The sequence below is a fragment of the Psychrobacter sp. C 20.9 genome (genome assembly GCF_001921765.1).
GTDB classification, from domain to species: domain Bacteria; phylum Pseudomonadota; class Gammaproteobacteria; order Pseudomonadales; family Moraxellaceae; genus Psychrobacter; species Psychrobacter piscatorii_B.
The window spans coordinates 17,756-34,526 of the sequence record NZ_MRYC01000016.1; the positions used below are offsets into that span (position 1 = coordinate 17,756).

Annotated in this window: 15 protein-coding genes; 8 read left to right on the plus strand and 7 right to left on the minus strand. The window is 43.3% G+C overall.

Annotation, left to right across the window (positions count from 1 at the left end):
* Positions 1 to 11: 11 nt before the first annotated feature.
* Positions 12 to 890: a sulfite exporter TauE/SafE family protein gene (locus BTW00_RS10810; RefSeq protein WP_075107412.1), complete on the plus strand. Its 879-nt coding sequence runs from the start codon at positions 12 to 14 to the stop codon at positions 888 to 890.
* A gap of 113 nt (positions 891 to 1,003) precedes the next feature.
* Here the strand turns inward: BTW00_RS10810 and BTW00_RS10815 are convergent, their stop codons facing one another.
* Together BTW00_RS10815 and BTW00_RS10820 are read right to left on the minus strand one after the other, a co-directional pair.
* Positions 1,004 to 2,158, minus strand: a complete 1,155-nt coding sequence (locus BTW00_RS10815; protein WP_075107413.1) for a DEAD/DEAH box helicase — start codon at positions 2,156 to 2,158, stop codon at positions 1,004 to 1,006.
* 278 nt (positions 2,159 to 2,436) lie between these two features.
* Positions 2,437 to 2,652, minus strand: a complete 216-nt coding sequence (locus BTW00_RS10820) for a cold-shock protein (protein ID WP_058024053.1) — start codon at positions 2,650 to 2,652, stop codon at positions 2,437 to 2,439.
* A 417-nt stretch (positions 2,653 to 3,069) separates the two neighbouring features.
* Here BTW00_RS10820 and aroQ point away from each other — a divergent pair, with 417 nt between their 5' ends.
* Complete coding sequence (gene aroQ, locus BTW00_RS10825; protein ID WP_075107414.1) at positions 3,070 to 3,606, plus strand: type II 3-dehydroquinate dehydratase; 537 nt, start codon at positions 3,070 to 3,072, stop codon at positions 3,604 to 3,606.
* A 156-nt stretch (positions 3,607 to 3,762) separates the two neighbouring features.
* Positions 3,763 to 5,064 carry an AarF/ABC1/UbiB kinase family protein gene (locus tag BTW00_RS10830; RefSeq protein WP_075107415.1) on the plus strand — a complete coding sequence of 434 codons (1,302 nt, stop codon included), beginning with the start codon at positions 3,763 to 3,765 and terminating at the stop codon, positions 5,062 to 5,064.
* A 46-nt stretch (positions 5,065 to 5,110) separates the two neighbouring features.
* On the opposite strand, the gene BTW00_RS10835 is transcribed toward BTW00_RS10830, so the two are convergent.
* Positions 5,111 to 5,941 carry an ion transporter gene (locus BTW00_RS10835; RefSeq protein WP_075107416.1) on the minus strand — a complete coding sequence of 277 codons (831 nt, stop codon included), beginning with the start codon at positions 5,939 to 5,941 and terminating at the stop codon, positions 5,111 to 5,113.
* 318 nt (positions 5,942 to 6,259) lie between these two features.
* Here BTW00_RS10835 and BTW00_RS10840 point away from each other — a divergent pair, with 318 nt between their 5' ends.
* Positions 6,260 to 7,009 (plus strand): YebC/PmpR family DNA-binding transcriptional regulator, encoded by a 750-nt coding sequence (locus BTW00_RS10840; RefSeq protein WP_058024057.1) that lies wholly within the window; start codon positions 6,260 to 6,262, stop codon positions 7,007 to 7,009.
* 119 nt (positions 7,010 to 7,128) lie between these two features.
* Here the strand turns inward: BTW00_RS10840 and BTW00_RS10845 are convergent, their stop codons facing one another.
* Both BTW00_RS10845 and ftsY read right to left on the minus strand, forming a co-directional pair.
* Positions 7,129 to 7,713: a methylated-DNA--[protein]-cysteine S-methyltransferase gene (locus BTW00_RS10845; RefSeq protein ID WP_075107447.1), complete on the minus strand. Its 585-nt coding sequence runs from the start codon at positions 7,711 to 7,713 to the stop codon at positions 7,129 to 7,131.
* 55 nt (positions 7,714 to 7,768) lie between these two features.
* A complete protein-coding gene (ftsY, locus tag BTW00_RS10850) occupies positions 7,769 to 9,139 on the minus strand; it encodes a signal recognition particle-docking protein FtsY (RefSeq protein WP_075107417.1) in 1,371 nt (456 codons plus the stop codon).
* Between the two features lie 293 nt (positions 9,140 to 9,432).
* Between ftsY and BTW00_RS14080 the strand changes: the two genes are divergently transcribed.
* From BTW00_RS14080 to BTW00_RS10860, 3 genes are all read left to right on the plus strand, one after another.
* Positions 9,433 to 9,585, plus strand: a complete 153-nt coding sequence (locus BTW00_RS14080) for a hypothetical protein (RefSeq protein WP_178379292.1) — start codon at positions 9,433 to 9,435, stop codon at positions 9,583 to 9,585.
* A 64-nt stretch (positions 9,586 to 9,649) separates the two neighbouring features.
* On the plus strand, positions 9,650 to 11,149 hold the full coding sequence (locus BTW00_RS10855) for a M16 family metallopeptidase (protein WP_371915070.1): 1,500 nt from the start codon (positions 9,650 to 9,652) through the stop codon (positions 11,147 to 11,149).
* A gap of 68 nt (positions 11,150 to 11,217) precedes the next feature.
* On the plus strand, positions 11,218 to 12,792 hold the full coding sequence (locus BTW00_RS10860; protein ID WP_083603634.1) for a pitrilysin family protein: 1,575 nt from the start codon (positions 11,218 to 11,220) through the stop codon (positions 12,790 to 12,792).
* 132 nt (positions 12,793 to 12,924) lie between these two features.
* Here the strand turns inward: BTW00_RS10860 and BTW00_RS10865 are convergent, their stop codons facing one another.
* Both BTW00_RS10865 and BTW00_RS10870 read right to left on the minus strand, forming a co-directional pair.
* Positions 12,925 to 13,419, minus strand: a complete 495-nt coding sequence (locus BTW00_RS10865) for a hypothetical protein (RefSeq protein ID WP_075107418.1) — start codon at positions 13,417 to 13,419, stop codon at positions 12,925 to 12,927.
* Positions 13,420 to 13,772: 353 nt separating this feature from the next.
* Positions 13,773 to 14,675: a D-Ala-D-Ala carboxypeptidase family metallohydrolase gene (locus BTW00_RS10870; RefSeq protein ID WP_256714056.1), complete on the minus strand. Its 903-nt coding sequence runs from the start codon at positions 14,673 to 14,675 to the stop codon at positions 13,773 to 13,775.
* A 348-nt stretch (positions 14,676 to 15,023) separates the two neighbouring features.
* Here BTW00_RS10870 and rodA point away from each other — a divergent pair, with 348 nt between their 5' ends.
* Entirely contained in the window at positions 15,024 to 16,166 is a 1,143-nt protein-coding gene (gene rodA / locus BTW00_RS10875) for a rod shape-determining protein RodA (RefSeq protein ID WP_075107420.1), read from the plus strand.
* Positions 16,167 to 16,771: the final 605 nt, after the last annotated feature.

Consider the following 16,771-nt stretch of genomic DNA (forward strand, 5'->3'; position numbering starts at 1 on the left):
GAGATGCATCCATGACCATGGCTTTACTTGCTGCGGCATTACTGATGGGGTTTTTTGGCTCGCCGCATTGTTTGGGTATGTGTGGGGGTCTTGTGACGGCATTTGGTCTGTCTATGAAAGATGTCAGCCCTACTAAACGCCGCGCGCTGGTGGCCACCTATCATCTTGGCCGTCTAATCAGTTATGCATTATTAGGTTTGGTCGCAGGACTTATTGGTGTCACGGTACTAGCGCCATTGATGCAGGGCAACAGCATGCCGCGCATCTTGTTAGGACTGGTATTGGTATTTGTCGGTGCTACCATGCTTGGCGCGCCGTTTTTGACAAAGCTTGAGCGTTTTGGTATGCGCTTTTGGCAATACCTTAGCCCGCTGCGTCAAAAAGTGTTTCCACTCAATACTTTTCCACGCGCACTGACTGCTGGATTGTTGTGGGGCTTCTTACCTTGCGGCTTGGTCTATGGCGCCCTACTTATTGCTGTCTTCGCTCACAACCCATTAAGCGGTGCCGCATTAATGTTTGTATTTGGCTTAGGAACCATACCAATGCTAGTTGCAACGCACGAGACAGTTGGCTGGTTACGTGACAAGATTGGTCGTTTTCGCTTAAGGCAGTTAAATGGTGCGGTGATGGTACTCTCAGGTTTGGCAGTTGCTGTTGTTCCTATGGTCATGGCAAATATGCATGGCGGGCATGGTGGTGGACACGCACAGATGGATCATAGTAGCCACTCTGCTATGATGTCTGAGACAGATGCTCATGATATAGATCAGATGAATCACGATATGACGCCAGCTATGGATCATGATATACAAGACATGGATAATCATATGGATCATAGCATGCATGATGTGGGTGATGACGCCACCTCCATGCATCATGGTCAATAATTTCTAACACATAACTCGAGTACTGCGCGGACTTTACCAAGTGTACAAAAACCCCTTAATATCAAAAATGATATTAAGGGGTTTATTGGTTAAGTGATACCTATTTATAGCAATTATTCCTGCCACTGCTCAAGCGTAAACTTGGTTTCTAAATGCTTCTCTAATGCTGGTATATTAAATGCGTCATCTTCACTGACAAAGCTAATGCTAATGCCTGTTTGCCCAGCGCGGCCCGTACGACCAATACGGTGGACATAATCATCTGGTTGATCCGGTAAGGTATAGTTAACGACATGACTGATATCATCAACATGGATACCGCGCCCTGCAACATCTGTCGCCACCAAGATAGACGCGTGACCATCCTTAAAGCGCTGCAAGTATTTCTCACGTTTTTGCTGAATCACATCACCTGAGAGCATGACAATCTTATGTGCTTGACGCAGTTTATGATAGAGACGCTTGACTTGATCTTTGCGATTGGCGAATACAATGACCTTTTCAACGGCCTCATCACTAATAATACGCTGCAGGGCTTCGAGTTTTTGATCTTCTGTCAGTAAGTAAAAGTGCTGATCAACCAATTCGCTGGTTTTGTGTTCTGGCTCGATTTCCACAAACTGCGGCTCATGCAACCAGCGATACGCCAAATTCATCACATCTTGGTTAAAAGTAGCAGAAAACAGTAAGCTTTGACGGTCTGTATTGGCGGGCATACGCCCCACAAGGCGCTTGATATCAGGGATAAAACCCATGTCCAGCATACGGTCTGCTTCATCCAACACCAACACCTCTACTCGATCTAAATACACCATGCCTTTATTGGCAAGATCAATTAGACGGCCAGGCGTCGCCACCAAAATATCAACGTATTGGCGCTCAAGCTCATGCTGCTGGGTTTCGTAATTGGTACCACCCATGATACAGACACTATGCAGCGACGTATATTTGGTCAATGCTATGCAGTCATCAAATATCTGCTGAGCGAGCTCACGCGTCGGTGCCATAACGACTGCACGTGGCTCACCAAGATAACGCGTTTCGTCATGCGTAAAAGGACGCTTAAGTAACGCCTCCATAATAGTCAGCAAAAACGTTGCTGTCTTACCAGTTCCCGTTTGTGCCTGTCCGATGGCATCTTGATTTGCTAATGTATGCGGTAGTATTTTTGCCTGAATAGGCGTTAAATCAGTGAAACCCAAATCACTCACTGCCCGCAGGGTCGCGGTTGAAAGTGGCAAATCAGTAAACGTTGTAAAATTACTCAAAAAAATATCCTTTTAAATTAGTTGCTTGTATTTTATCAATCACAAATCAGCTCACAATAAAATTTCATATTGACATAAGCGTGACCAATAGCAGTCGCAACATTATATCTATAGATGACCGCTAGACATACGGGTACAAAAAAAGCCAAGCCCAATACCTGACCTACCAAATATGCTGCTGTTAACTCAACATGGGTAAGACAATACGGGCTTGACTCAGTAGTATATCAGTAGTTCGTACAGACATTATAACTAAACTGCTTTAATGTCTGGATAGATTACTCTTCTAACTTTCTGACTTCTTCAGCTTGTAGGCCTTTTTCACCTTCTACTACGCTGAACTCAACTTTTTCGCCATCTTTTAAAGAACGATAGCCATCACCCTGAATCGCGCGGAAATGGACAAAAATATCTTCTCCGCTGTCACGTTGAATGAAACCAAAGCCTTTTGAGTCATTAAACCACTTAACGATACCTTGCTCACGAGCTGACATAATATTACTTCCTAAAAAAGTTCGCTTAGCCCCAAATTCCTTTGCAACATTGCATATAAACGGGATCTAAGATGATGAAATCAAAAACTTAAGAGTACCAATCTAGTCACAGTCATCTTTAAAACGCTTATATAAAAGAAAGCCAATCTTGCAAACTATCTCTCATATCAATGATAGTAACAAACTTGCAATATTTATTGCATAAAAAATATCATAGCACGGGTTTTTAGCAACATAAAGACTTTTAACACGCTTTTTAATGCATGGGTGAGTTTTTCCTGTAATTTTTTTATAACCCAGCCTACAAGCTGCTATTATAAAGGGATACGCTGGATCAGCTTGTGCAACCTATTTGTCATGCATACCTTATTCATTATAATAAATCATCCACATATTTAAACAGCGATAGAGATTACTATGACGTCCTCTTCTCCATCTACAGCAGCAGAAAATCCTGCTGACCAACACATCGATCAGACACTCAATCACAAACTGCTATTGGTGAATGGCGTCAACCTGAACTTATTGGGTAAGCGTGAGCCTGAAATTTATGGCCATATGACGCTGGTAGATATCGAAAAACGCTTGGTCGAACGAGCCGCTCAGCACAGCATTGAATTAATTTGTATACAGTCAAATCATGAAGGCGATCTAGTAGATAAGATCCAATACTATGGCTTATTAGCAGACAAATCTGCCCAAGCTGATGCCATTATTATCAATCCTGCTGCCTTTACCCACACATCAGTTGCCCTACGTGATGCCCTATTGGCCACGCAAAAACCCTTTATAGAAGTACATTTATCCAACGTTCATGCGCGTGAGCCTTTCAGGCATCATTCCTATTTGAGCGATATCGCAGTAGGTGTCATCTGTGGTTTGGGTCATATGGGTTATGAGATGGCACTAGACTACTGGCTAAGCAATATTTATTCAGTCAATACAAGCACTTAAGGTGTTTCCTAATTTTATAGATCACTAGCTTTGTTAATAAAGTAAAACTTCTTATTTTTCACACATTTTGTTTTTCACACATTAGTTAAACAGTAATTGTTTGATGAAAATAATAGAATTATGACTGAGCAAACAATCCACTATATGGTGATATGAATGGCAAAAACGTCCGGAAAGCGCTTTATGAAACTCGCTGGTATGACAGCAAGCATCGCCGGCAAAGCCGCTAAAAACTCGTTTAAGCATCTCTCGAGTGACGAAGAAAAGCGCCTACAAGCTCGCTCAGACTTGATGCAAGACGTGGGTATCCAGATTGCCGAGACATTAGGTGAGATGAAAGGTGCGGTGATGAAAGTCGGACAAATTGCCTCACAGTACAAAGACGTGTTCCCGCCTGAGGTTGCAACTGCCCTAGAAAAACTCCAAAAAGATGCCCCGCCCATGCCTTATGCGCAAATACGTGCACAAGTTGAGCGTGAGCTTAAAGCACCGATGGCAGAGCTGTTCAGTGAGTTTGACGAGACGCCATTTGCCGCAGCATCTATCGGGCAAGTCCATAAAGCTGTGCTACCTTCTGGACAAAGAGTCGTGGTCAAAGTCCAGTATCCTGATGTCGATGAAAACTGTGATAGCGACCTCAAACAGGTGCGCATGGCGCTAAAAATTGCAGGTGTGCTCAATATGAGTAAGCAGTTGCAAGAGCAGTTATTTAATGAGATTCGACAGAGTCTACACGACGAGTTGGACTATACCAAAGAGGCGCACAATCTGCGTGTATTTGGTGCCTTTCATGCTGATGATGAAGGTCTCATTATCCCAAAAGTCATTAGCAGCCACTCTTCTAGACGGATTTTGACACTGACTGAGGAGATGGGAGAGACATTGACCGTCGCTGCAACATGGGACAATGCCATTAAGCAAAAAATAGCAAAGCGCTTGTTTCATTTTACCGCAGGACAACTATTTAGTCTGTACCGTATGCATTGTGATCCGCATCCAGGCAACTTTGCTTTTCGGCAGGATGGTAGTGTTGTGGCGTATGACTTCGGCGGTATTCGTAGTTATAGTGACAACGAGGTCCAACTATTCCGTCGTTTTGCCAAGCATGCTATCAAAGGCGATGTGACCGCGCTTGAGCAAGACCTTGTCGCCTTAGATATTCGCCGTGATGATGATAAAAACATCCCTGGCGAGTTTTATGAAAAATGGCTATCTATTGGTCTAAAACCCCTATCTATCCGCCCATACCAAGAAGGGCCATTTGATTTTGGTAGCAGTCAAATACACCATGAGGCGATTGCCCAAATGCGCACTTCATTAAAATACTTCGGTCAGTTTCAGCCCTCTGCCACCACCATGATGTTAGACCGTACCGTATCTGGACAGTACTGGAATCTGGTCAATCTTGGCGTTGAGACTGACCTCTCGCCGCTCGTTGATGAGTACATTGAGGTATAGATAAGAGAGCAATCGGTAGTGATATAAAACCTATCACTACCTATCACTAAATGTGGAGCGCGTGCCCGCAGCGATCACAAAAGTCTGCGCCTACTGCATGACCAAATTTACCGCAGTTTGGACAAGTGACAGGATTAAGCTGTGGGCGCATATTACGAGCCAGCTCAGAGGTGAATATCCCTGTCGGTACAGCAATAATCGAATAACCTGTGATCATAACCATGGTTGCAATCGCTTGGCCTAACGGCGTCTTGGGTGACATGTCACCGTAGCCAACCGTGGTCATCGTGACGACCGCCCAATAGATAGACAATGGAATACTGGTAAACCCGTTCTCAGGCCCCTCTACTACATAAATAATTGAACCAAAGATGGTTACTAATAGCACAAGGGACAAGAAAAAGACTGTAATTTTCTGCTGACTGGTTTTGAGTGCAGAAGCCAAAAAACCTGCCTGTTGCATATAGGCTTTAAGTTTTAGGACACGGAATACACGTAAGATACGCAGCACTCGTATGACTAGTAGATACTGCACCCCTACAAATAGTAAGCTCAGATAGCTTGGCAGCACAGACAGCAAATCCACTATCCCAAAGAAGCTAAACGCATAGCGCAAGCGATTGGGTGCTGAAAACAACCTTAGTGCATACTCAATGGTAAATAGAATGGTAAAAAACCACTCTGCATAAAAAAACAACGTGCCGTATTGCAAGCGCATGTACAACACACTATCAAGCATGACGACAGCCACACTGGCCAAAATCGCAATCAATAATACAATATCAAAGAGCTTACCCAAACGGGTATCCGTACCTTCGATAATAATATGCGTGCGGTTACGCAAGTGTGTTAGGGCTTCAGCGGTTGGTTGCTTCATAGAATCAGTAACTTTATAAAATCAATGGCTTGATAGCGTTCCATGACTTAAAATGTGATGGATAAGGGCAAGTTGGTCAAAACAGTTAAAACTGGTTTATAATATTGCTCACTTATCATAGTGAATACAATCTATAATTTGCCACAGTGTAGCAAAAAAGCACTCTCAACAACATACAAATCGTTAACGTGCAAGTAGCGCTATTACCTGATATAGACAAAGTAATGATAGTATAAAACAAGGTGATCAGACATCGAAGGCTGTAATTCATCGCCTTTTTGCACATAAAAAATAATACGTAAACCTTAAGGATATTATATGGCAGGCCATTCAAAATGGGCAAATATTAAACACCGTAAAGCCCGTCAGGATGCAGTAAAAGGTAAAATATTTACCAAAATTATCCGTGAAATCGTCTCAGCTGCCAAACAAGGCGACCCCGACCCTGACAAAAACCCGCGCTTACGTGCTGTTATCGAAAAAGCGCTATCAGTCAATATGACTCGCGACACGATCAACCGTGCTGTCGACCGTGGTACAGGCGGCGGTGATAATGAAAACATGGAAGAAGTCAGTTACGAAGGCTACGGTGTCGGCGGTGTAGCGGTACTGGTCGAAACCATGACTGATAACCTCAATCGTACGGTCAGTGAAGTCCGTCACGCCTTTACCAAATGTGATGGCAATCTTGGTACTTCAGGCTCAGTGGCTTATCTGTTTACCAAACGCGGCGAGATCACTTTTAATGATGTAAGCCTAGAAGATGAAGTCATGATGGTGGCACTAGATGCGGGCGCCGTTGATATCGAAAACGATGGTGAAAGCTTGCTTGTCATCACTGAGTGGGAAACTTTCGGTCAAGTTCAAGACGCGCTTAACGCTGCTGGTCTTGTCTCTGACAATGCTGAAGTCACCATGTCACCATCTACCACGGCTGAAATAGACAATGTAGAAGATGCTGAAAAAATCCTAAAAATGATCGATATGCTAGAAGATGCGGATGATGTGCAAGAAGTTTATACTAACGTGAACTTCTCTGCTGACGTCATGGCACAGCTTGAAGGATAGCCAGCTTAATAACTAAATACTGGCAAGAACACCCCCAGAAAAAGCACCAATCAATTGTCGGTTTGGTGCTTTTTCTGCTCACTCACTCAATAGTTCAAACGTTATATGTATATTTATCTTTACGTTCTACACCTAACCCCTTCAAGCGCTAGTAGATATTTCTTCTTATCTAATCCACCTGTATAACCGCCAAGCTTACCGTCGCTCGCAATCACTCGGTGACAAGGCACAATGATACTAAAAGGATTTTTGCCATTAGCCTGTGCAACCGCGCGGAACCCCTTCGGGCTATTAACACGCTGCGCGAGGGTGGCATAGCTGATAGTTTCGCCATATTCAATCTCTTGCAGCGCCCGCCATACGCTTTGTTGAAACTCAGTACCCATAGAAAAATCTAAGGGCAAGTCCAATGTCTTGCGTTTACCAGCAGCATAATCTTTGAGTTGGAAAATCGTTTCTATCAGTAAAGCTTGAGTAGGCTCTTTCATGCTTAGGCTATTGCTGTCTATAAAGGTAAAGTCTTCATCTGTCAGGCCATAATATTTTTTAAGTTTGGGGACAGATTTTGAGCTGTGCCAAGTATTACCGGGCAGCAGCCAGTTGGCTTCAACGAGCATAGGCCGACTATGCTCGCTGACATGCGCATTAGCACGGGCAATCAGCGTTAATTGATGTGACCCAAAAGCTGCTGTGGTAACTATCATAGCGTCTACTTCCATATTATCTTAAAAATGATTTACCAAATAAAACTGGCTATTTTTATTCTTTATCATCTGTCTCAAACAAAGCGGCGACAAACTGTTTCGGACTAAAGGCGCGCAAGTCATCAATCGACTCACCCACACCAATATAGCGGATAGGCACGTCTGTCGTTTCGGCAATGTTAAACACCACACCACCTTTTGCCGTACCATCTAGCTTCGTAATGGTGATACCTGTCAATGGTACAATCTTGTTAAATAGCTCAACTTGGTTAATGGCATTTTGACCCGTGCCAGCATCGAGTACGATCATACCTTCATGCGGAGCGCTTGGATCAGCTTTACGCATCACGCGCACCACTTTCTCTAACTCTGCCATCAAATGCGTCTTGTTTTGTAGACGGCCAGCGGTATCTGCTATGAGTACGTCGATATTTTTTGCTTTGGCAGATTGCATCGCATCAAAAATGACAGAGGCACTATCAGAGCCATGACCTTGCGCCACCACTGGGATATGATTACGCTCGCCCCAAATCTGTAGCTGCTCGGTGGCAGCCGCGCGAAAAGTATCCCCTGCCGCTAGCATGACTGATTTACCCTCACCTTGTAAGCGCTTGGCAAGCTTACCGATGGTTGTGGTTTTGCCCACACCATTGACGCCCACAACTAAGATAACAAATGGTTTTTTGCTGGTATCAATCACCAGCGGCTCAACTTTTGGCGTTAAGATATCGACCAGCTCACTTTGCAAGGCTTTATATAATGAATGGGCATAAATCAAGTCACCACGGGCAGTCTGCTCAGTGAGGCTCTTGATGATACGGTTGGTCGCGTTGACGCCGATATCGGCTACCAATAGCTGATCTTCAACCTCTTCTAACAGCTCGTCATCGATCTCTTTACCACCGATAAGTATGCTGACCATCCCTTCGGCCAAGTTTTTACGTGACTTACTCAGACCCGTCTTCATACGGTTAAACCAGCTGCCTTTTTTCTTATTTTCTGGTGACTCTTCAGCAGTTTCTTGCGGCGTAGTCGCTTGTACATTACTGCTAGCGACTGGACTCACGCTTGGTGTATCGCCTAATTGCTCTTGTAATGGCATGGCAGGAATGGTTGTCGCAGTGTTAGGTTTGCTCGTAGTGCCTGTCTCTTTAGCGCTCGAAAAGCTCTCAGAGGCACCTTTAGGGACGTTATGCTCTTCTGTCATAACAATTGGCGTGGCCAAAGCAATATTTTCTGCTGCCTGATTGTTTGAGACATCTGGATTTGTCGTATTATCCCTTTGTGGCGCAGCACTCTCTGTTTCATCAATAATGGGTACAGATTGCGCCGGCAAACTGGGTAAGGTAATATCATCGTCATCTAAGTCATCAAGACCATCATCAAGGTTGATGACCACACGGTTGCTATTGTTTGGGTTATTCATAAGTTTGCCCTAAAAGTTATCGCTATTAATTATTTGTTTATTGTAAATGGATTTTTAGATTGTCATAAGCTTGCCAGCTATATGGCCATGGATTTTAGCCTATTCTAGCATAATTCAAGTCGCGCTCAGCCCTTACCATAGTAGACTGTCGTCAAAATTTATCTGCTCAAAAAATCACATAATGATTTGAGAGAGTTTTGCTTAAGGTTTGGACACAAAATTCTGACTTGTTCCTTGCAAGACTTCGCCTACTCTACCAAGACTCATCTAAAAATTCTTATTAGGAAACGCTTATGTCATCACTCTCTAAACACCATAAAAGCATTGCCAATATCAGTGTGGCGATTTTGCTAACGACAACTGTATTATCTGTGGCAGGTTGCAATACTACGCAAGAGTTCAGACCGACCGCTAGTGTCATGGTTGGCGCACAGACATCACTGTGATGCATTTTATTGCTATGATTACGTCCATCACTTCAGTCATTATTTTATATAAGTAGACCATACCATGCCATTGTCTTTACCACTACCTACTACGCCATTACGCATTGCATGTGCTTTAACGATGGCAACATTATTTTCTGCCTGTCAAACCACCTCATTACCTTCTAGCACGACTACCACCACAAAAAATACGGTCACGACAGATGGGTCATCTCAAAGCGCATTTAGTAAAAATAAAACAACTGATGAGGCAAAGCCCTCTGCGTTGACAATGGATATGTCAGGTCGACATGAATACCAGTTAGAAAATGGCCTAAAAGTGGTCATAAAAGAAGACCACCGTGCACCCGTCGCCATGACCCAGATTTGGTATCGGGTGGGCTCGGCAGATGAGCCGCTGGATAAAGGCGGCATCTCTCACTTACTTGAGCATATGATGTTTAAAGGCACTCCTGATGTTTCAAGTGATGATTATGAGCGGTTGATTGCCAAGTTTGGCGGGGTTAACAATGCCTTTACCAGCTATGATTATACGGGCTACTACGAGCTATTTCCTGCCAATCGTATGCCATTGGCGTTAGAGCTTGAAGCAGATCGAATGAAAAACCTCACCTTCAATGACAAAGAGTTTGCCAAAGAGCACCAAGTCGTCATGGAAGAGCGACGTCAGCGTACTGATGACAATCCCCTTGCCAAAGCTTACGAATCCTTTCGTTTGCTAGCATTGCCTAACAGTCCAAAGGGTGAATCTGTCATTGGGCCCATGAGTGAGCTAGAATCCATCAAGCTCTCGGATTTAAAAGACTGGTACAAGACATGGTATGCACCCAATAATGCTACTTTAGTCATCGTCGGCGATGTGCAACCACAAGAAGTACTCACTCAAGTCAAACGCTATTTTGGTGAGCTGGCGCCAAGCAACGTACCTAAGCGTAACGCTGTCACTCAAAAAGGCTTTCGTGGTTATCAAAAAGTAGACTCTGAGCAAGCGGTGCAAGTGCCCGTTTTGCTAATGGGTTACAACGTACCTAGCCTAGTGACAGCAGGCGCAAACAATGAAAAACAGGCTTACGCCCTCTCGCTTGCTCAAGATGTACTCGATGGTGGTCTATCTGCACGCTTGGAGAGTCGATTGATACGTGAGCAGGGTCTACTGACCACGGTTGGTACTTCTTACGATTTATTAGATCGCGGCGATGGGCTATTTATGATTCAAGCGACACCACGTGAAGGTGTCAGTTTAGAACAAGCGCAACAAGCCATAATATCAGAGATAGACAAACTCAAAAAAGACCCGATTGCTGCCGATGAAATCAGTCGCGCCAAGACCAATGCCGTCACTGGCCTAGTATATGCACAAGACAGCATGGAAGGACAAGCTCGTATGATTGGCTCACTACAGTCTATTGGGCTAGATGACAGATTACTTGCTAAGTTACCAACCAAACTAGATGGTATCAGTGTCGCTGACATTCAGGCTGCCAGTAAGAAATATTTGGTTAAGGACAACTTAACGGTGATGCATATTGTGCCCCCAAAAGAGAACACTACCAAAGCACAATAAATACTGCCTGTTATCAGAACGTCTCATAAAAGCGACGATATAACCGTATTCTTAATAAGAAGAACATCATGATTCAGAATAAATATGACTCTCAAGCAAGACAAAAATCTTTGAGTAATGCTTTGCCCTCTACATCATCTAATCTCTCATTAAAAAAGCTATCATACCTTAGTACCAGTGTAGTTTTTGCGTTGAGTATATTGGCTAATACTGCCCAAGCCGACACTACAGGCGCTGAAGATTACCGAGCCCCTACTGCTGTTGATGCGAGTGCGCCGATTGCAGCCTTATCTAAACTTACCAGTATCGATGATGCCAAATCTTTAAAAGTCACAGTGCCAACGATTCAAGAGTTTAAGACCAAAGCTGGCGTTCCTGTCATGTTCGTTCAGACCACAGCCTTACCGATCGTCGATGTGGACTTACGTTTCAACGCTGGTAGTGCCCGTGATAGCAGCATCAGTAAAGACGGTTTTGGCATCGCCAACATGACCGCAACGATGCTTGAGCAGGGCTCCAAAAGCTTAGATGAAGATGCATTCACGCGTGCTGTTGAAACACTAGGCATCAATCTGGGCAGTAGTGCCTATAAGGATATGTTCATTGTTTCGCTACGCAGCTTATCAGACGATAAACACCTTTTACCAGCTGTTGATTTGATGACGCAAATGGTGAGTGAGCCTACGTTTAATGACGAGGTATTAGCACGGAATAAGTCACGATTACTCGTTGGTTTACAGCAGCAAAAACAAGACCCTGGCAGTCTTGCCAGTATTGCCTTTGATAAGGCTTTATATGGCAGTCATCCTTACGCTCATCCCTCAGTCGGTACGCTAGAGAGCGTGCCAACTATCCAGAAGCAACAGCTGATAGACTTTAAAAATCGGTATTTAGTGGCGGCAAATGCCTCTATCGCTATGACAGGCAATCTGACCTTGGTACAGGCGAAAAAACTGGCTGAAGATATCACGACTAAACTATCTGCTGGTCAAGCTGCCGCTGATTTACCTGAGCCTAAACCTCTCACTAAATCACAGCACATTCATATCCCCTTCCCAAGTACCCAAACTACCGTATTGATGGGGCAATTAGGCAGTAAACGTGCAACCAATCCAACAGCCCAGCAGCAGCAAACCAATTTTGCGGTTGGTAACGAGGTAATGGCAGGTGGTGACTTTAATGCCCGTTTGATGACTGAGATTAGACAAAATCTCGGGTACACCTACGGTATTTCAGGATCAATGAATCCGATGCTAGCACGCGGGCCTTATCAGATTGGTTTTTCAACGCGCAATGACAAAGCACGTGCGGCAATCGATGCAAGCTTAGCGGTTATCGATGACACGTTAGAAAAAGGAGTCACTCAGGACGAGATACGCCTGACCAAAGACAATCTCAAAAATAGCTTCCCGATGGGTTTTGCAAGTAACGCAGGGATCAATGGGTTGTTAGGAATGATGAATTTCTATCAATTGCCAAACACTTACTTGGCCGATTATGTCAACCGTATTGATCAAGTCACGCTGTCAGGGGTCAACAAAACACTGCGCGATACCTTAAATCCGGATAACTTTTTAATCGTGACAGTCGGGCAAGACGATCCTTGGAAGGGGATAGAAGCTACGACAAAAACGACCAAATAACAAGAGGGAAATAAGCTAGGTTAAATTCACTCAGTTAGATAACGAATAGCGTGAGTGATGAGCGATTCAGTATGTCCGACTCATCACTCATGTGCTTATTATCTTGTGACTGACTTGTGCTATCAAAAAAGACTACGAATACTCTTTATCAGAGTTATCAGAAATGGTCATTACGATGTCGTAATTGAGGTTTTGAGGCTTATAGGTGGCACCATTATAGCTCAGTCGAATGATATGCTTGTCGTAAGACATGACCTTATAACCACCATTAGCAAAGTTATGTAGCGCGGGGACTATAAGTAATGCCTCGATTTGGCGATTGTTGGTGACGACTGAAATATGCTGACCCTCTCGAGGATATAGGAAATAGTCACAATAATCGTTTACCATTACTTCTGCAACACGCTCAATAACCTGACTACCCTGCTCTTCTATCAACTTTGGGCATACATCAGCGCGCTCTGAGGCCAAACGAGCATAAGAGTTTCTAATACTGTCTTCAATGTTTTCAGAATTTTGTGCGATGCTATCACGTGTTAGCGCAGCTTTATCTGTCACCAGCGAGCTGTTTTCAGGATAGGGTTCTGAACTGCAGGCACTCACCAATAATACGGAAAATGATGCCATTCCTATTAACGTGGTGTAAATATATTTTGAGCGAAAAAAACGTTGTTTCCTTTCATTCGATTTACTGCATCTTGCAACTGCTGAATGCTGCTTTGTCATAAATCCCGCTTATAATAACCGTGATCTTCTTCCTTGAAGATCGATAAGGATATAAAGATAATTGATAAACATGCCACTATTAGAGCATGAAATTCTAATTCCAAACAATTTTTTGGTGAACTTGCGCGTCTAGCCAGCTCATCCTATTAATCATTTAGCTGTAAAATTTATAAGCGATATTATACTGTTTCTCGTTTTTTTATTGTCACTAATTTGAGTGTGCGCTTGCTTATGACGCGTTAACCCTTAGCTATCTAATAGCGACAATAAGAGCTACTACTGGCATGGTTAAAACCCCATTTACGATAACCATCGGTATCTAGATGAATCGCACCTGTGGCATATAAACCCAAGCCAAAGTTGTAAGACTGTCCTTGATATTGCCAAAACTGGCACAGACCATCCTGCATCGTACTGAGGCGCCATAGGTTGTCTTCGTACTCTGGCACCCAAATATCCATGGCACTTGCATTCATATGCTTGCTACTGCCAGCACCGCCAGCACAGTCGTTCAGCCCAGGGCTACGGTATACCGAGCGTATTTCAGTACTTAGAGGCAAAATGCCTTTATTTTTTAGCTCACTATAGAGGTGTAGTGTTGGCACGATATTGGCCCACAACTCTCGCGGTGGCAGCTGATAAGGCTCATAACCGCATTTGTCCCAGCTGCGCGCGGTGGTAAGTAGCTGAGACAGTGGTGGTAAATTTTGTGCACCCACACGTGCACTCAAATAGCGCTGATATTCGGCTACTTGCCTAGCACGGTAACTGTTACTGTTGAGCCATGCATTAAAGTCCATGCTCGTAAGATCGTTATTAGCACTATTATAGGTGTTATTCGTTGTGCTGTAGCTGTTATTACGGTAAGTTGTATTATAAGTCGGTCTTCGTTGATTCACATTGACGTGTTTGTTTTCCTCGATAGACAGACTGGCATCAATTTCAAAATCACGCTGCTTTTGTGCAATCAAGCTTTGCATACTATCGCCATTTGATGCATTTGCGCCACTTAACATAGTTACACCAGGGCGCTGACTAGAGACATTGTTAGAAGGCGATATATAAGCATTACTAGTGTCGCCACTGCCTTGACGCACTTCGATACGGCGTTCACTATTATCACTGATGATAGCGGCATGAACACTGATGCTACTCATACAAACAACCAGTGCAAGAATAGGCTTCTGGATTTGTCCATAGTTATGGTTTTTTGATTTTATCATTGCAGGAATCTACCGCTAAAAACGTTTTATCGATACTATCAAATTTTCAGCAAGCAGGCTAAACTATCGCCTCTAATCTGAGGCAGGATATTCGTAATTAACACTTATCCTTATCACTTTTATAATTCAGTGACTTTATTGCCTAGATGTTAAGTATCTGCTTGTTTTTTTGTCCGTGAGCTTCTATTAGAATAGAGACCGTCAAATACTCATCACATATTTTATATAAGACAGCTTAGATAACCTCTCCCTTTTACTCCAACTGCTAGCCAAACTTTGCCTATGTCTTCTAACCCGCAATACCGTTTTTCACGTCAGAGCCATCACTTAGGCCAAAGTCATGCACCGACGATCTGGCAACGTATTCACATCGACCCGTGGTTGACCTTGCTTTTGTTAACGGTTTGCTGCATTGGCCTGACGATTTTATATAGTGCTGCCAGTCAAGACGTTGGCATGGTCATACGTCAGATGGTAAGTTACGGTGTGGCATTCACCGTAATGTTTGCGATGGCACAAATACCGCCAAGCCTTTACCGTACCTTTACGCCTATATTTTACGTGTTAGGTCTTATATTGTTGGTATTGGTTGATATCATCGGTGAAGTGCGTATGGGTGCTCAGCGTTGGATCAACTTACCTGGGTTTGGTAGTGTGCAGCCGTCTGAGTTTATGAAGCTTGGTATGCCGATGATGTGTGCTTGGTTTTTGTCCAAGCGTGATCTTCCGCCATCACCGTCCAGTATTGCCATTACTCTGGCATTGATTATCGTACCCGTGTTATTGATTGCAAAAGAGCCTGATCTTGGCACTTCGCTTTTAGTCGCTGCTAGTGGCATTTTTGTGCTGTTCTTGGCAGGTCTGTCTTGGCGTCTGATTTCTGCTGCTGTGATTTTAGCGATACCTTTTATTGCGTTTGCTTGGAACTTTTTGTTGCATGATTATCAGCGTACGCGCGTCCTAACCTTACTCAATCCTGAAGCCGATGTACAAGGTGCTGGGTGGAATATTATCCAATCAAAGACCGCTATTGGTTCAGGTGGTCTCACTGGCAAAGGGTATTTAGAAGGCACACAGTCGCATCTGCATTTTTTACCAGAAGGTCATACTGACTTTATTATTGCAGCTTTCTCTGAAGAATTTGGTTTACTAGGTGTCATGCTGCTGATGTTTATTTACTTTTGCCTTTTGTCGCGTGCCTTGTATATCGCTTTCACCCATCCTGACATTTATAGCAGGCTGCTTGCGGGCGCTATTGCCATGTCTTTCTTCGTTTATATATTCGTCAATGTCGGTATGGTTGGCGGTATTTTACCTGTTGTTGGCGTACCCCTTCCTTTCATCAGCTATGGTGGCACCGCTATCGTGACTTTGATGGCAGGTTTTGGCTTATTGATGTCGATTCACACTCACAAATCTGGTTAAAAACACTTATAATCAATACCTTATATAGTGAAACCATTATAAAAATGGTATAGCAAGATTAAACGCTATTTTTCGCAGCCTCTGGAGACGCAGTCACAGCAAGCAAGAAAAGTAGCGTTTAATCGAGCGCGTTTCCTATGCTGTATCAATTTTATTGAGGTTCTACTATATATAAAACATCAGTAAATTATCATTGAAATGTGACAAACACACATCATTTATATCTCTCAAAAACACTGAGCATAAAATAAAGCACTCTCGCATGACTAATGACAACAAAGTTTAGATTACATCAAAGTATCAGCGATTTTTCTACTATTAATATTTTGTTACTTTTAATAGATACTACATGATCCCCAGTCATGACCAGCCTATCAAAAGGCTGTCATGAGACATAAAGCATTGTTATTTAATTACTTGTATCATACTGTCATTATCAGTGATTTTTTTAACCAAAATGAATTGTAAATCAGGGCTGAAATATTTTATTTCTTGTTTTTTACAAAAAATTGCGTTAACCTCGTTTTACTGTACTTTGATACATAACCCGTACATAGCCACTAACAAACTTTGCATTTAATTATACTTTGGTTGTAGATTGGTCG

What these genes read in the sequence shown, in the direction of transcription:
- BTW00_RS10840 (WP_058024057.1), top strand. Translation starts at nt 6,260, where the DNA reads ATGGCAGGCCATTCAAAATGGGCAAATATTAAACACCGTAAAGCCCGT.
- ftsY (WP_075107417.1), bottom strand. Translation starts at nt 9,139, where the DNA reads ATGAATAACCCAAACAATAGCAACCGTGTGGTCATCAACCTTGATGAT.
- BTW00_RS10855 (WP_371915070.1), top strand. Translation starts at nt 9,650, where the DNA reads ATGCCATTGTCTTTACCACTACCTACTACGCCATTACGCATTGCATGT.
- aroQ (WP_075107414.1), top strand. Translation starts at nt 3,070, where the DNA reads ATGACGTCCTCTTCTCCATCTACAGCAGCAGAAAATCCTGCTGACCAA.
- BTW00_RS10845 (WP_075107447.1), bottom strand. Translation starts at nt 7,713, where the DNA reads ATGATAGTTACCACAGCAGCTTTTGGGTCACATCAATTAACGCTGATT.
- BTW00_RS14080 (WP_178379292.1), top strand. Translation starts at nt 9,433, where the DNA reads ATGTCATCACTCTCTAAACACCATAAAAGCATTGCCAATATCAGTGTG.
- BTW00_RS10870 (WP_256714056.1), bottom strand. Translation starts at nt 14,675, where the DNA reads ATGAGTAGCATCAGTGTTCATGCCGCTATCATCAGTGATAATAGTGAA.
- BTW00_RS10820 (WP_058024053.1), bottom strand. Translation starts at nt 2,652, where the DNA reads ATGTCAGCTCGTGAGCAAGGTATCGTTAAGTGGTTTAATGACTCAAAA.
- BTW00_RS10860 (WP_083603634.1), top strand. Translation starts at nt 11,218, where the DNA reads ATGATTCAGAATAAATATGACTCTCAAGCAAGACAAAAATCTTTGAGT.
- BTW00_RS10835 (WP_075107416.1), bottom strand. Translation starts at nt 5,941, where the DNA reads ATGAAGCAACCAACCGCTGAAGCCCTAACACACTTGCGTAACCGCACG.
- BTW00_RS10810 (WP_075107412.1), top strand. Translation starts at nt 12, where the DNA reads ATGACCATGGCTTTACTTGCTGCGGCATTACTGATGGGGTTTTTTGGC.
- BTW00_RS10830 (WP_075107415.1), top strand. Translation starts at nt 3,763, where the DNA reads ATGGCAAAAACGTCCGGAAAGCGCTTTATGAAACTCGCTGGTATGACA.
- rodA (WP_075107420.1), top strand. Translation starts at nt 15,024, where the DNA reads ATGTCTTCTAACCCGCAATACCGTTTTTCACGTCAGAGCCATCACTTA.
- BTW00_RS10865 (WP_075107418.1), bottom strand. Translation starts at nt 13,419, where the DNA reads ATGGCATCATTTTCCGTATTATTGGTGAGTGCCTGCAGTTCAGAACCC.